The 13,570-nt window shown below is 69.5% G+C and carries 14 protein-coding genes; 8 read left to right on the top strand and 6 right to left on the bottom strand.

Going from position 1 to position 13,570, the window contains the following annotated elements; all coding sequences use genetic code 11:
• Positions 1 to 126 precede the first annotated feature (126 nt).
• Positions 127 to 1,887, top strand: coding sequence for a 2-isopropylmalate synthase (leuA, locus tag ACPW96_RS11410; protein WP_425883216.1), 1,761 nt, complete (start codon positions 127 to 129; stop codon positions 1,885 to 1,887).
• 22 nt (positions 1,888 to 1,909) lie between these two features.
• On the opposite strand, the gene ACPW96_RS11405 is transcribed toward leuA, so the two are convergent.
• Genes ACPW96_RS11405 through ACPW96_RS11390 form a run of 4 tightly spaced genes read right to left on the bottom strand, consistent with a single transcriptional unit; the run spans position 1,910 to position 4,416 of the window.
• Positions 1,910 to 2,578 carry a hypothetical protein gene (locus ACPW96_RS11405; RefSeq protein ID WP_425883215.1) on the bottom strand — a complete coding sequence of 223 codons (669 nt, stop codon included), beginning with the start codon at positions 2,576 to 2,578 and terminating at the stop codon, positions 1,910 to 1,912.
• Positions 2,579 to 2,603: 25 nt separating this feature from the next.
• Positions 2,604 to 3,290 (bottom strand): trimeric intracellular cation channel family protein, encoded by a 687-nt coding sequence (locus tag ACPW96_RS11400; RefSeq protein WP_425818485.1) that lies wholly within the window; start codon positions 3,288 to 3,290, stop codon positions 2,604 to 2,606.
• Positions 3,291 to 3,310: 20 nt separating this feature from the next.
• The gene (locus tag ACPW96_RS11395) at positions 3,311 to 3,949 is read right to left on the bottom strand and encodes a PH domain-containing protein (RefSeq protein ID WP_425883214.1); all 639 of its coding nucleotides are present in this window, start codon (positions 3,947 to 3,949) and stop codon (positions 3,311 to 3,313) included.
• Positions 3,946 to 4,416 carry a MarR family winged helix-turn-helix transcriptional regulator gene (locus tag ACPW96_RS11390; protein ID WP_425883213.1) on the bottom strand — a complete coding sequence of 157 codons (471 nt, stop codon included), beginning with the start codon at positions 4,414 to 4,416 and terminating at the stop codon, positions 3,946 to 3,948. Before ACPW96_RS11390 ends, ACPW96_RS11395 begins: the two co-directional genes overlap by 4 nt.
• 296 nt (positions 4,417 to 4,712) lie before the next feature.
• Here ACPW96_RS11390 and recO point away from each other — a divergent pair, with 296 nt between their 5' ends.
• Complete coding sequence (gene recO, locus ACPW96_RS11385) at positions 4,713 to 5,441, top strand: DNA repair protein RecO (protein WP_425883211.1); 729 nt, start codon at positions 4,713 to 4,715, stop codon at positions 5,439 to 5,441.
• Positions 5,442 to 5,470: 29 nt separating this feature from the next.
• Positions 5,471 to 6,286: an isoprenyl transferase gene (locus ACPW96_RS11380; protein WP_425883384.1), complete on the top strand. Its 816-nt coding sequence runs from the start codon at positions 5,471 to 5,473 to the stop codon at positions 6,284 to 6,286.
• On the opposite strand, the gene ACPW96_RS11375 is transcribed toward ACPW96_RS11380, so the two are convergent.
• Positions 6,283 to 6,852, bottom strand: coding sequence for an AAA family ATPase (locus ACPW96_RS11375; RefSeq protein ID WP_425883209.1), 570 nt, complete (start codon positions 6,850 to 6,852; stop codon positions 6,283 to 6,285). The genes ACPW96_RS11380 and ACPW96_RS11375 overlap by 4 nt on opposite strands.
• A gap of 22 nt (positions 6,853 to 6,874) precedes the next feature.
• Between ACPW96_RS11375 and ACPW96_RS11370 the strand changes: the two genes are divergently transcribed.
• Positions 6,875 to 7,594: a DsbA family oxidoreductase gene (locus ACPW96_RS11370; RefSeq protein ID WP_425883208.1), complete on the top strand. Its 720-nt coding sequence runs from the start codon at positions 6,875 to 6,877 to the stop codon at positions 7,592 to 7,594.
• Between the two features lie 79 nt (positions 7,595 to 7,673).
• Here the strand turns inward: ACPW96_RS11370 and ACPW96_RS11365 are convergent, their stop codons facing one another.
• Positions 7,674 to 8,174 carry a glutathione peroxidase gene (locus tag ACPW96_RS11365; protein WP_425883206.1) on the bottom strand — a complete coding sequence of 167 codons (501 nt, stop codon included), beginning with the start codon at positions 8,172 to 8,174 and terminating at the stop codon, positions 7,674 to 7,676.
• A gap of 71 nt (positions 8,175 to 8,245) precedes the next feature.
• On the opposite strand from ACPW96_RS11365, the gene dusB reads away from it, so the two are divergent.
• Genes dusB through ACPW96_RS11345 form a run of 4 tightly spaced genes read left to right on the top strand, consistent with a single transcriptional unit; the run spans position 8,246 to position 13,533 of the window.
• Positions 8,246 to 9,511 carry a tRNA dihydrouridine synthase DusB gene (gene dusB / locus ACPW96_RS11360; protein ID WP_425883205.1) on the top strand — a complete coding sequence of 422 codons (1,266 nt, stop codon included), beginning with the start codon at positions 8,246 to 8,248 and terminating at the stop codon, positions 9,509 to 9,511.
• A gap of 13 nt (positions 9,512 to 9,524) precedes the next feature.
• A complete protein-coding gene (locus ACPW96_RS11355; protein ID WP_425883203.1) occupies positions 9,525 to 10,874 on the top strand; it encodes a deoxyguanosinetriphosphate triphosphohydrolase in 1,350 nt (449 codons plus the stop codon).
• Positions 10,874 to 12,727, top strand: a complete 1,854-nt coding sequence (gene dnaG, locus ACPW96_RS11350; protein ID WP_425883202.1) for a DNA primase — start codon at positions 10,874 to 10,876, stop codon at positions 12,725 to 12,727. Before ACPW96_RS11355 ends, dnaG begins: the two co-directional genes overlap by 1 nt.
• 32 nt (positions 12,728 to 12,759) lie before the next feature.
• Positions 12,760 to 13,533 (top strand): ATP-binding cassette domain-containing protein, encoded by a 774-nt coding sequence (locus tag ACPW96_RS11345; protein ID WP_425883201.1) that lies wholly within the window; start codon positions 12,760 to 12,762, stop codon positions 13,531 to 13,533.
• Positions 13,534 to 13,570 lie beyond the last annotated feature (37 nt).

The following is a 13,570-nucleotide window of genomic DNA, read 5'->3' as shown; positions in this document are numbered from 1 at the left end:
TACCATCGGTGCATGCGCTTCGGCCGACTCCTTCTTAGTCGCCGCGACGAGTCCTCGTTCTAGGGCCTTCCTCGTCGCGGAGCTCGGTGTCGGCCCGCCTCATCTGACGAGAGAACAAGCGAACCCATGGACAACACACAGAAGACCTCCGGCATGCCGATCCACAAGTATCGGCCCTACCAGGAGCAGTTCCGCGTAGACCTGCCCGACCGCACCTGGCCGGACAAGCGCATCACCACCGCCCCCCGTTGGTGCGCGGTCGATCTTCGCGACGGCAACCAGGCCCTCATCGATCCGATGAGTCCCGAGCGCAAGCGCATCATGTTCGACCTGCTGGTCGGCATGGGCTACAAGGAGATCGAGGTCGGATTCCCCTCGGCAAGCCAGACGGACTTCGACTTCGTGCGCCACCTGATCGAAGAGAACGTCATCCCGGACGATGTCACGATCCAGGTGCTCACCCAGGCCCGCGAACACCTCATCGCGCGCACCTACGAGTCGATCGCCGGCGCCAAGCGCGCGATCGTGCACCTCTACAACTCGACCAGCGTGCTGCAGCGCGACGTGGTCTTCCGCACCGACAAGCAGGGCATCATCGACATCGCCCTCAACGGCGCGCGCCTCTGCCGCGAGTTCGAGAAGCGCATCCCCGAGACCCAGGTCTTCTACGAGTACTCCCCGGAGAGCTACACGGGCACCGAGCTCGAGTTCGCCGTCGACATCTGCAATCAGGTGATCGAGATCTTCGAGCCCACGTCCGAGCGCAAGGTCATCATCAACCTGCCGGCGACGGTCGAGATGGCGACGCCGAACGTGTACGCCGACTCCATCGAATGGATGTCGCGGCGCCTGGCCCACCGCGAGAACGTCCTGCTCTCGCTGCACCCCCACAACGACCGCGGAACCGCCATCGCCGCCGCGGAGCTCGGCTACATGGCCGGCGCCGACCGCATCGAAGGCTGCCTGTTCGGCAATGGTGAGCGCACCGGAAACGTCGACCTCGTCGCGCTCGGGATCAACCTGCTGACGCAGGGCATCGACCCCCAGATCGACTTCAGCGACGTCGACCAGGTGAAGCGCACGGCCGAGTACTGCAACCAGCTGCCGGTGCACGAGCGCAGCCCCTGGGCGGGCGACCTCGTTTTCACCGCCTTCAGCGGATCGCACCAGGACGCGATCAAGAAGGGCTTCGAGGCGATGGCCACGCGAGCCGAGGCCGAGGGCGTGTCGGTGGACGAGCTGGAGTGGGCCGTGCCCTACCTGCCGATCGACCCCAAGGATCTCGGGCGCTCGTACGAAGCCGTCATCCGCGTCAATTCGCAGTCGGGCAAGGGCGGCGTCGCCTACCTGCTGAAGTCCGACCACGCGTTGGATCTGCCCCGCAGGCTGCAGATCGAGTTCTCCGGCGTCGTGCAGGCGAAGACCGACGCGGAGGGCGGCGAGGTCACGAGCGAGCAGATCTGGTCGATCTTCACTGACGAGTATCTGCCGTCCTCGATCGACGAGCACCGCTGGGGCCGTTTCGAGCTGCTGAGCACGCGCACGCAGAGCGACCTGTCGGGTGACGTCGAACTCACCATCACGCTGCGCGACGGCGATGAGCGTGCCGAGGCATCCGGTCACGGCAACGGGCCCATCGCGGCGTTCCTCGAGATCATCCGCGAGCGGGGCTTCGACGTGTCGCTCTACGACTACGTCGAGCACACGCTGAGCGCCGGCGGCGATGCGCAGGCGGCCGCCTATGTGGAGCTGCAGGTCGAGGGCGAGCGCCTGTGGGGCGTGGGCATCGACGGCGACATCTCGACCGCATCGCTCAAGGCGATCGTCTCGTGCGTGAACCGTGCGATCCGCACCCGGGAGGCGACGGCCGCACTCGCGGGCGTCTAGGGCGCTCCGCTCGCCCTGGCGTCTAACTCGCGCCGCTCGCCGTTGGTGCCGCGGCCGGCGTTCCGTCCACGTGGATGGAGCGCCGGCTCAGCAGCGCCGCGGTGAGGAAGCAGAGCGCGCCGAGGAACGTGCCGAGGTTCGCCCAGAACAGGCTGACCAGGTCGCCGGAGTCGGGGATGACGTAAGCGCCGACGGCGGAGATGCCGAAGAACACCGAGCCGATCATGTTGAGCCACGTGCCGTGCCAGGTGCGTGCGTGCCTGTCCCACAGCGTGTGCCGGTCCTTCGTCGCGACGATCGCGAGCGCGCTGGCGACGAGAAAGGCGATGGATCCCAGCGCGTCCGGCCGCCAGCCGTCGCCGACACGGGCATCGGTGTTGAGCACCGTGATGAGGGCGTTGATCGTACTGACGTTGAAGAGCAGCGTGCCGAGCAACTGCACGGCCGCCGCGTACCAGTCCGCCCGGTCGGCGGGATTCGTGCCCCGACGAGGCGGACGGCGCCCGCTCAACGCGAGCTGGATGAAGGCGGCGAAGGTGAAGAACACGGCGCCGACGGCGAAGGTGGCGTTCGTCCAGACCGGCCCGACGGCTTCCGCATAGAACGGCACTGCGCCGACCGCGAAGAAGATCGAGCCGACAGCGAAGCCCCACGCCTCCCGGCGTAGGCGGATGATGCGATCCGGCGTCACGATTCGAGGGTACCGGGCGGCCCGGCTACGGCTGAACGGTCGGGATCGCGGCGGTCTCCGCGGCGACCCTTCGCCGGTAGATCATGCGCTGCTCGGGAAGGGAGAGGTCGAACACCACCGCGAGCACCCGGATCACCGCCGTCACGATCATGCACGCGATCGCGGCGGGAACGATCGACGCCCCCAGCGCCTGCGCCGACGCCAGCACGAGGCATCCGACGCCCGCCGCGACGGCGTAGAGCGAGCCCACGTGCATGACCGAGACGGGCAGTCCCATGATGACGTCGCGCAGCATCGACCCGCCGACCGCGGAGCAGACACCGACGAAGACGGCCGGCACGAGCGGCATCCCGACCGCGATCGCCTTGCTCGTGCCGAACGCGCCGAACATCCCGATGACCACCGCGTCGAGCACGACGATCACGGCGTTGAGCCGTCGCAGCACGCCGGCCAGCAGCATCCCGACCAGTGCGGCCCCCGTCGCCGTCAGAAGGTACCAATTGCTCTGCAACGTGGCCGGCGGGGCGTCGACGAGGATGTCGCGGATGAGACCGCCGCCCATACCCACGAGGATGCCGATGATGGCCACCCCGAGCAGATCAAGGCGGCGCTGCCCCTGGAAGCCCGACGCGAAGAGCGCGCCCTGGAGGCCGCCGAGGCCGACGGCGATGAGGTCCGCCCAGAGCGGGATGGTGAAGAGCGGTTCGTTCACGCTCTCATTCTGCCGCTGGCTCAGGGGATGTGCGTGCGCACGGTGGACATGAAGCCGTCGGGGTCATCCACCCAGAGTCTGACCGCGTCCACGCTCTCGGGCCCCTGGGGAAGGCGGGCGATCACCGGGTGCTCGAGCACGATGAGCACGTTGGTCTCGTCCTGCATGCGCAGGGCCAGCGTCCGTCCATGCTCGCCGTCCGCCACCTTGGGCGCCTTCTCGGCGACATCCTTCGAGCGGACGACACGGTCGACCGCCGACCACGGCAGGTCGATGTCGATCTCGGCGCCCTGACGCACTCGGATGCCCTCCGGTCCGACCGCGTGCGGGCGGGTGAGAAAGCCGAGCAGCAGCCCGAGCATCCAGGTGACGCCCCAGATGCCGGCGATGAGCAGCGGGATGCGCAGCCACGGCCACGGGTGCACGATCAGGTCGACGACGGGGATCTCGATCGCGGAGAGCACGATGAAGACGACCAGCACGGTCAGGATCGGTGAGTGGTAGCCGAAGCCGGTGGCTCCGGCGGGCACCCGAGGGCGCCGGAACACGAAGCGGTAGAGGCTCACCCACACGCCGAGCTCGATCTGCCAGGCGCGGCGGGCGAGGTACCGGACACGCGACCAGAGGCTCGTGCGGGCGGTGAATCTGGTCTCGGTCATGCGGACTCCTCCGGCAGCTCTCCATGGGCGCGCGCGTGCTCTTCGAGAAGCGCGGTGAGGCGTGCCGTGACGTGGTCGAGGCCGCGGGTCATCGCCTCGGCGGTCTCGCGGTCGAGTCCTTGCAGCAGGGCGGCATCCAGCTCGCCGTGCTCGCGGACCATCGTCTCCATGACGGCCAGGCCCCGCTCGGTGAGGGTGACGAGCACCGCGCGGCGATCGTCGGGTTTCGGCATCCGCCTCACGAACCCGGTGGCGACGAGCGCGTCGACCAGCCCCGTCATGTTGCGTGGCGTCACCTCGATGGCGTCGGCGAGGTGGATCTGCGTCGACGGCCCGTCATGGTGGAGCACCCACAGCACGTGCGTGCGCGCGGAGGTGAGCCCGATCCGGCCGAGTTCCCGGTCCTGGTCGGCCTGGAGGAGCGCGGTGACTGCGAGCAGTCGGTCGAGGATGTGTATGTCCAACATAGTGAACATAATACATTATTTGGTTTGGGGCGGCGGCTAGCGTGGGCGGGCCGGCGTCTCAGACGCACAGTTGCGGGGATCGCGGGCGACACGCCGAGGGATGGGCTTGATACGCGGCGTGTCGTCGAAGATCCCCGCAGTTGTGCTCCCCGCACTCTCAAAGGCGGACGGCCGCCAGGCATCCGCGAGGAACCGCCCGGGACACCCGGTCCGCTGGCCACCGTCACCGGCCCACCGCCGTCCGGGCCCCCGGCCCGTCACCGACCGCTCGACACACCCGGCATCCATAATGGAACGTGCCCACTTATCGAGACGAAGCCGTCGTGCTGCGCACCCACAAGCTGGGTGAAGCCGACCGCATCGTCACGATGCTGAGCAAGAAGCACGGAAAGGTCCGGGCGGTCGCGAAGGGAGTGCGGCGCACGTCGTCCCGATTCGGCGCGCGCCTCGAGCCGTTCATGGTCGCCGATGTGCAGCTCTACATCGGGCGCTCCCTCGACATCGTGCAGCAGGCCGAGTCGCTCGGATCCTACGGAGCCGACATCGCCGCCCACTATGACCGGTACACGTCCGCGAGCGCGATGGTCGAGACCGCCGACCGCCTGAACGAGGCCGAGGCGACCCCGCAGCAGTACCTGCTCCTCGTCGGTGGCCTGCGCGCCCTCGCGCGCGGCGAGCACGCCTCGCGCAGCATCCTCGATTCCTACATGCTCCGCGCGATGGCCCTGTCCGGCTGGGCGCCCGGGCTCACGGAATGCGCCCGCTGCGGGGCACGCGGTCCTCATCAGAGCTTCGTCGCACAACTCGGCGGCCTCATCTGCGACGACTGCGCACCGGCCGGCAGCCCCCGGGTCAGCGCCGACACGGTGCGGCTGCTCGCGTCGCTGATGGAGGGCGATTGGACGAGCGTGGATGCCGCGAGCCCGCGTGACGCCGCAGGCGCCTCTGGTCTCGTCGCCGCCTATGCGCAGTGGCACCTCGAGCGCGGCATCCGCTCGCTCTCGCACGTCGAGGGAACCCGGTGAGCCCCAAGCCGTACACTCACCGCGATGCGGTGCCGTACCGTCCCCTCGACTGGACGGGCATCTATCCTCCCGACCTCCCGAAGGGCTCCGTTCCCGAACACGTCGCGATCGTCATGGACGGGAACGGGCGGTGGGCCAATCGCCGGGGGCTCCCGCGGGTCGAAGGCCACAAAGCGGGCGAGGCCGCGCTGCTGGATGTCGTGGCCGGTGCCATCCAGGTCGGCGTAAGGCACATCTCGGTGTACGCGTTCTCGACCGAGAACTGGTCGCGCTCGCCCGACGAGGTGCGGTTTCTGATGGGCTTCAACCGGGACGTGCTGCACCGGCGACGCGACCAGCTGAACGAGTGGGGCGTGCGGATCCGATGGGCCGGGCGAAAGCCCCGGCTCTGGGGCTCGGTGATCAAGGAGCTGCAGTACGCCGAGGAGCTGACCCGCGGCAACGACGTGCTGACCCTCACGATGTGCGTGAACTACGGGGGTCGCGTCGAGCTGGTCGACGCCATGAGGCGGATCGCCGAGGACGTGGCAGCGAAGCGAGTGAAGCCCTCGGCGATCACGGAGAAGCTGATCCGCCGGCACCTCTATGTTCCGGACATGCCGGACGTCGACCTCTTCGTCCGCTCCAGCGGCGAGCAGCGCACGTCGAACTTCCTGCTCTGGGAGTCGGCGTACGCGGAGATGGTGTTCCTCGACACGCTCTGGCCGGATTTCTCACGCACCGATCTGTGGCGCGCGATCGAGCTGTACCTCAACCGCGACCGCCGATTCGGCGGAGCCGTCGACACGCCGGACACCCCGGACACCCCCGACACGCCGGAGGCGCAGGACACGCCCGGCGCCTAGGCCACCGCCGCCGCCGGCCCCTTCAGCCACGCACGCACCTCGCGCGGGCGGCGGAGGCGCACGACCGAAAGGTGCGGATACACCTGCTCGACATCGGCCATCCGGATGCGCCAGGAGTCGTGCGTCTTCATCTCCCATCGAATGATGCTGTCCTCGGGCGCGGTGAAGAACGTCCGCAGGGGCGGCTCGACATTGCCGTTCCACAGCTCCTCTCGACGGATGCTGCGACGGACGGTGCGGCGGATCAGCCGCGACAGCGCGATGTGTCGAGGCAGGTCGAGCCACACCAGCAGCTGGGCACGCTCGCCCATAACCGGGCCCATCCCTTTGTTCCAGTAGCCCCACTCCGTGACCCACCGGTCCCCGGCGGCCAGGGCGCGCGCGTCCGTCTCGAAGGTGGGGCGCTCGGTCCAGCCGGTGCCGTGGAAGAGCCCGTCGAAATCGGTGTAGGGGAGATCCCACAGCGTGCCGAGCCGGGCGGCGAGCGTCGATTTGCCGGCACCGGTCACGCCGCACACCAGCACCCGCTCCGGCGCGGACGGAAGCGGATCCCGGGCGGACAGCATCCGTCGATGCTATCCGCGGAATATGCCGGCGACACCCGCCGTTGGCCTCGATGTGAGTGAAGCCATCAAGATCGACGTCTGGTCGGACATCGCCTGCCCCTGGTGCTACATCGGCAAGCGCAACCTCGAGAAGGGCCTGGCCGAGACATCCGGCGATGACGACGCCCCCATCGTGGAGGTGACCTTCCATTCCTTCGAGCTCTCGCCCGACACTCCCGTGGAGTTCGAGGGCGACGAGCTCGACTTCCTCGCCGGTCACAAAGGCATCCCGCGCGAGCAGGTGCGCCAGATGCTCGACAACGTCACCTCGATCGCCAAGGCCGCCGGTCTGGAGTACCGGTTCGACCTGCTGCACCACACCAACACCGTGAAGGCGCATGAGCTGCTGCACTTCGCCAAGGCCCACGGGCTGCAGTACGAGCTCGAGGAGCGCCTGATGTCGGCCTACTTCACCGAGGGGCGCCACCTCGGCCGTATCGAAGAGCTCGTCGCCCTGGCGAGCGATGTCGGCCTGAACCCGGATGCCGCGCGGCAGGCGCTCGAGAGCTCGGAGTACGTCGAAGCCGTGCGCGCCGATCAGGCCCAGGCCGCGGCATACGGGATCAACGGCGTGCCGTTCTTCGTGATCGACGGCAAGTACGGCGTGAGCGGCGCTCAGCCGCCCGAAGCCTTCGCGCAGGTGGCCCGGCAGGTCTGGGCGGAGCGCCGCGAGGCGCTGGCAACCCAGTCGACCGGCGCCTGACCGGCCGACGCCCGACCGGCCAAGGCCCGACCGACCAACGCCTGACCCGCTAACGCCCGACCGACCGCCACGTGAGCAGTCAGCCGGGGAGGTTGGCCTCGATGAGGCCGACGATCGCCGGGTCGTCCGGCCTCATCTGCGGCCGGAAGCGCTGGATCTCGCCGTTCGGCAGCACGAGGAACTTCTCGAAGTTCCACGCGACCCGACCGGCCTTGCCATCGGCATCCGCAGCCTTCTTCAGCTCCTTGTAAAGGGGAGCGGCGCTCCGGCCGTTCACCTTTACCTTGTCGAAGACGGGAAAGGTCACACCCCACGTCGTCGAGCAGTACTCGAGGATGTCGTCCATCTTCGACAGCTCCTGGAGGAACTGGTTGCTCGGGAAGGCCAGCACCTCGAAGCCGCGAGGACCATAGGTCTTCTTCAGCTGCTCGAGCTGCTCGTACTGCGGGGCGAGACCGCAGCGGGAAGCGACGTTGACGATCAGGAGCACCTTGCCGGCGTAGTCGGCGAGCGTCGACTGCCCCCCGTCGGCGGTGGTGAAGGGGATGTCGCGGATGTCGGTGGCGGTCTCCGAAGTCATACCCACAGGCTAAGCCCCACAGGCTCGGGCCGGCCGCGCGGCACCGCCTTCGCTTCTGGGAGAATGGAACGGTGAACACCGCCCTCGCTCCCGCTCCCGCCCCCGTGCGCGCGCTGCGGATCGGGCCGCTCGAGATCGATGTCCCCGTCGTGCTGGCACCGATGGCTGGCATCACGAACACCGCGTTCCGGCGGCTCTGCCGGGAGTACGGCGCCGGCCTCTACGTCAGCGAGATGATCACCTCGCGGGCGCTCGTGGAGCGCAACGACACCACGATGCGCCTGATCCGCCATCACGAGTCCGAGACGCCTCGGTCGATCCAGCTCTACGGGGTGGACCCCGCAACGGTCGCCGAGGCCGTCCGCATCCTCGTCGCCGAGGACCACGCCGACCACATCGACCTGAACTTCGGGTGCCCGGTGCCGAAGGTGACCCGCAAGGGCGGGGGAGCGGCTCTGCCGTGGAAGCTGGGCCTGTTCGGCGAGATCGTCCGCGGAGCCGTGAAGGCGGCCGGCGACGTGCCCCTGACGATCAAGATGCGCAAGGGCATCGACACCGACCACCTGACCTACCTCGATGCCGGTCGCATCGCCGAGGACGCCGGCGTCGCGGCCGTCGCCCTGCACGCCCGCACCGCCGCGGAGTTCTACTCGGGCACCGCGGACTGGTCCGCCATCGCGGCGCTCAAGCAGGCGGTGACGAGCGTGCCCGTGCTCGGCAACGGCGACATCTGGTCGGCGGATGACGCCGTGCGGATGATGGATGAGACCGGCTGCGACGGCGTGGTCGTGGGGCGTGGATGCCTCGGCCGGCCTTGGCTCTTCGGCGAACTCGCCACGGCGTTCGGCCCTTCGACTGGCTCAGGGACCGGATTGGGGCCGGCAGGGACCGGATTGGGGCCGGCAGGGACCGGATCGGGGCCGGCAGAGACCGGATCGGGGCCGGCAGGGACCGGGCCGGTGGTGGACGCCACCCTCGGCTTCGTCGCCGACGCCTTCCGCCGCCACGCCGAGCTGCTCGTGGAGTTCTTCGAGGACGAGGGCAGGGGATGCCGCGACATCCGCAAGCACGTCGCCTGGTACTTCAAGGGCTACCCGGTGGGAGGCGAGACCCGAGCGCAGCTCGCCACCGTCTCGACCCTGGCCGAGATCGACGAGCTGATCGCCACCCTGGAACGGGATGCCCCGTACCCCGGCGCCGCCGCCGAGGGTCAGCGTGGGCGGGCCGGAACACCGAAGCGCCCCGCACTGCCCGAGCGCTGGCTGGAGTCCCGCGACCTCGGGGCCGATGCTTCCTTCGAACTGGCCGGAGCGGAACTCGACCACAGTGGTGGCTAGGGGTGCAAGCGCGGTGGGCGTGGCACCCGGGCGCCCCAGCGGCTACGACGAGGTGGATGCCGCGCGCTTCGTCGCCGAGGACCACCGGTCGCTGCGCGACGACTTCGCCCGCGACCGGGCGAGGGTGCTGCACTCGGCGGCGCTGCGCCGACTGGCCGCCAAGACCCAGGTGCTGAGTCCCGCGAGCCCCGCGGACTTCGCGCGCAATCGCCTGACGCACTCGCTCGAGGTCGCGCAGGTCGGCCGTGAGCTGGCCACCCAGCTGCGGCTCTCCCCGGACGTCGTCGATACCGCGTGCCTCAACCACGACCTCGGGCATCCGCCGTTCGGACACAACGGCGAGCGGGCCCTCAACGACTGGGCCGAGGACATCGGCGGCTTCGAGGGGAACGCGCAAACTCTGCGGATCGTGGCCAAGCTCGAGCCGAAGGTCATGGATGCGGCTGGCCGCAGTCACGGCCTGAATCTCACCCGCGCCAGTCTCGACGCGACCTGCAAGTATCCGTGGACCGCGGCGCACCCGCTGCCGGACCCCGGTGGCCGCCTCAAGTTCGGGGTGTACCCCGAGGACGAGGAGGTGTTCCGCTGGATGCGCAGCGGCGCACCGGGGCGCGTTCGCTGCATCGAGGCCGAAGTCATGGACCTCTCCGATGACATCGCGTACTCCGTGCACGACTTCGAAGACGCGGTCGTCAACGGCTACCTCGATCCGGCGAGACTCTCCGATCCCGCGGAGCACGAGTTCCTCGTGTCGGCGATCCAGGCGTGGGTCGGCTACGACTTCGCACGGGACGAGCTGGCCGACGCGCTGTTCCGGCTCCTGCGCATCCCCGAATGGCTGCCCTCCTTCGACGGGTCCCGCGCGGCACTGGCACGCCTGAAGAATCTCACCTCCGACCTGATCGGGCGCTTCGCGCGCGCTGCGACCACCGCGACCCACGACGCCTACCCCGGGCCGGTGCTCACGCGCTACCGCGCCCATGTCGTCGTCCCTCGCGTGATCGAGGCGGAGATGGCGGTGCTGAAGGGGATCATCGGCGCAACCGTGGTCTCGATCGAAGGCCGCAAGCAGCTCTACAAGGAGCAGCGCCGGGTGCTGAAGCGCGTCGCGACGGCGCTCTGGAACGCCGGCCCCGATGCACTGGACCCGGTCTTCCGCGGCGACTTCGCGGAGGCGGAGACGGATGCCGCGCGCAAGCGCGTGATCGTCGACCAGGTCGCCGGCCTCACCGACCAGCTCGCCCTCGCGTGGCACGGTCGTCTGGTCGGCGAGGTGGATGCCGCGTCCATCGGGATCTGGTCTCCGCGGGGATCGGTGAGCGAGTTCCGCCGAGCGCAGCGACCCGCCTCCGGAGCCGAGTGATGGCCGGACGCATCCGCCAGGCCGATGTGGAAGAGGTCAAGGCCCGCACCAACATCGCCGACATCGTGGAGGAGCGCGTCGCGCTCAAGTCGGCGGGCGTCGGCTCGCTGAAGGGGCTCTGTCCCTTCCACGACGAGCGAAGCCCGAGCTTCCACGTGCGGCCGGGGGTCGGCTTCTACCACTGCTTCGGCTGCGGCGAATCCGGAGATGTGTACTCGTTCCTGCGGGCGATGGACCACGTCAGCTTCACCGAAGCCGTGGAGCGCCTCGCGGGGCGCATCGGCTACAGCCTGCACTACGAAGACGGGGGGGCGACCCCCGAGACGAGCGGTCGCACGCGCCTGTTCGCAGCCAACACGGCGGCCGCCGAGTTCTTCCGCGCTCAGCTTGCCACGCCGGAGGCCGAGACCGGCCGCCGGTTCCTCGGCGAGCGTGGCTTCGATGCCGGCGCGGCGTCGCACTTCGGCGTCGGGTACGCCCCGAAGGGGTGGGAGTCGATGACCAACGCCCTGACGGCGCAGGGCTTCTCCCGCGAGGAGCTGATCGCCGCCGGCCTGGTGTCGCAGGGGCAGCGCGGGGTCTACGACCGCTTCCGCGGCCGGCTGGTCTGGCCCATCCGCGACGTCACGGGACAGATCGTCGGGTTCGGAGCCCGCAAGCTCTACGACGACGATCAGGGACCGAAATACCTGAACACCCCCGAGACGCAGATCTACAAGAAGGCGCAGGTGCTGTACGGGCTCGACCTCGCCAAGCGTGACATCACCCGCGGCGACCCGCGACGGGTGGTCGTCGTCGAGGGCTACACCGACGTGATGGCGTGTCACCTCGCCGGCGTGACCACGGCCATCGCGACCTGCGGCACGGCGTTCGGCACCGACCACATCACCGTCCTCAGACGGGTGATGGGGGATGACTCCGGTTCGGGCGAGGTGGTCTTCACGTTCGATCCGGATGCCGCCGGCCAGAAGGCGGCGCTGCGCGCCTTCGCCGAGGAGAAGCGCTTCAACGCGCAGACCTACGTCGCCGTCGCCCCCGATGGCCTCGACCCCTGCGACCTTCGCCTCCAGAAGGGCGACGTCGCCGTCCGCTCGCTGATGGAGCGCAAGGTGCCGATGTTCGAGTTCGTCATCGACCAGCGCCTGAAGGGATACGACCTCTCCAGCGTAGAGGGCCGCGTCGGAGGACTGCGCTCGGCGGCGCCGATCCTCGCGGAGATCCGCGACGCCCTGCTCCGGCCGGGATACGAACGCGTGCTGGCCCGCCGCCTCGGCATGGATCCGACCGAGGTGCACGTCGAGGTCGAGCGCGCGGCTCGGCGCAGCACGCCGAGGGACGATGCGCCCGCAACGGAGCCGGCGGAACTGGGCTCGCCGCTCGAGCGGGTGACGCTGGCCGGCCTGCCCCGCCACCACGACGTCGCGCTGGAGCGCGACGCCCTGATGGCGTTCCTGCAGTACGGGCATCGGATCGACCCTGAGCTCTTCGCTCGCGCGATCGCCATCCCCTTCCGGCATCCGGCGCTCGACGCGGTCCGATCGGCCGTCGCGGCGGCCCCCGATCCAGCTCGACCAGGTTGGGCCATGGACACGATCCAGTCCGTCCGTGAGCCGTACCGCACCCTCGCGGGCGAGCTTCTGGCGCGGCCGCTGCCGGCGACGGACGAGGCCGGTGCCGTCGCCGTCACGGGCGAACTGGCCCGCAACCTCATCGTGCGATCGCTCGACGGTGAGAAGAACGAACTGCTGGGCGCCGTCCAGCGTGTGCCGGCCGACTCGGAAGAGGGCCGCAGAGTGCGTGTACGCCTGCGGGATCTGGATGCCGAGCGTCAGCGCCTGCTGAACGAGCAGTAGCCAACGGGAGGGGTTACCGGCAGGATGAACCCATGCCCCGTCGCACAGATCCCGACGTCGCGATCCGGTGCTCCGACATCAGCGTCGCGTACGCCGGCGGCGCCCGGGCCGTCGACGGCGTCTCGTTCACCCTGCCACACGCGGGCTCCCTGGCTCTCATGGGCCCGACCGGGGCCGGAAAATCGAGCCTGGCCGCCGTGCTCGCCGGCTCCGAGGACCACCGACTGGCCGTCGTAGGGGGATCGGCGGACGTTCTCGGCATCCCCGTTCGCCGCCCCGGACGCGCGCACCGTCAGCTGGTCTACCAGGTCGGCTATCTCGCGCAGGGCGCGGGCGCCCGGCTGCCGGCGCGGATGACGGTGAACGACGTGATCGGCGAGCCCATCACGAGCCGCGATCGCCGCGTCAACGCCCGCGCCCTCGCCGTGCGGATCGCCACGCTGCTCGACGAGATGCAGCTGCCTCTGGGCGCGGCCGCCAAGTTCCCCTACGAATTGAGCGCCGGCATGCGGCAGAGGGTGGCTCTCGCGCGTGCACTGGTTCTGCAGCCCCGCATCCTCATCGCCGACGACCCGCTCACCGCCCTCGATCCGGGGGTGCGCCACGTCGTCTACGACGCGATCGTGGCGCGCAGCCTGGCGCACGGGATGTCGGCGCTGATCGTCACGAACGACGCCGATCTCGTGCGGGAGCTGAACGCCGATGTCGTCGTGCTGCACGGCGGTCATGTCGTCGCTCAGGGACAGGGCGCGCAGCTCATGTGGACGCCGAGCGCGGAGGGTGAGCACCGTTCCCTCGCCTCCTGAGCCCGGTGCTTTCGCTCGTCGGCACGGTGCCCTCGCG

The sequence above is a fragment of the Micromonospora sp. DT81.3 genome, from assembly GCF_049847225.1.
In the GTDB taxonomy this organism is placed as follows: Bacteria; Actinomycetota; Actinomycetes; order Actinomycetales; family Microbacteriaceae; genus Microbacterium.
This window is presented reverse-complemented; position numbering and strand designations above follow the sequence as displayed.

What these genes read in the sequence shown, in the direction of transcription:
- leuA (WP_425883216.1), top strand. Translation starts at nt 127, where the DNA reads ATGGACAACACACAGAAGACCTCCGGCATGCCGATCCACAAGTATCGG.
- ACPW96_RS11370 (WP_425883208.1), top strand. Translation starts at nt 6,875, where the DNA reads ATGCCGGCGACACCCGCCGTTGGCCTCGATGTGAGTGAAGCCATCAAG.
- dnaG (WP_425883202.1), top strand. Translation starts at nt 10,874, where the DNA reads ATGGCCGGACGCATCCGCCAGGCCGATGTGGAAGAGGTCAAGGCCCGC.
- ACPW96_RS11365 (WP_425883206.1), bottom strand. Translation starts at nt 8,174, where the DNA reads ATGACTTCGGAGACCGCCACCGACATCCGCGACATCCCCTTCACCACC.
- ACPW96_RS11375 (WP_425883209.1), bottom strand. Translation starts at nt 6,852, where the DNA reads ATGCTGTCCGCCCGGGATCCGCTTCCGTCCGCGCCGGAGCGGGTGCTG.
- ACPW96_RS11345 (WP_425883201.1), top strand. Translation starts at nt 12,760, where the DNA reads ATGCCCCGTCGCACAGATCCCGACGTCGCGATCCGGTGCTCCGACATC.
- ACPW96_RS11390 (WP_425883213.1), bottom strand. Translation starts at nt 4,416, where the DNA reads ATGTTGGACATACACATCCTCGACCGACTGCTCGCAGTCACCGCGCTC.
- ACPW96_RS11395 (WP_425883214.1), bottom strand. Translation starts at nt 3,949, where the DNA reads ATGACCGAGACCAGATTCACCGCCCGCACGAGCCTCTGGTCGCGTGTC.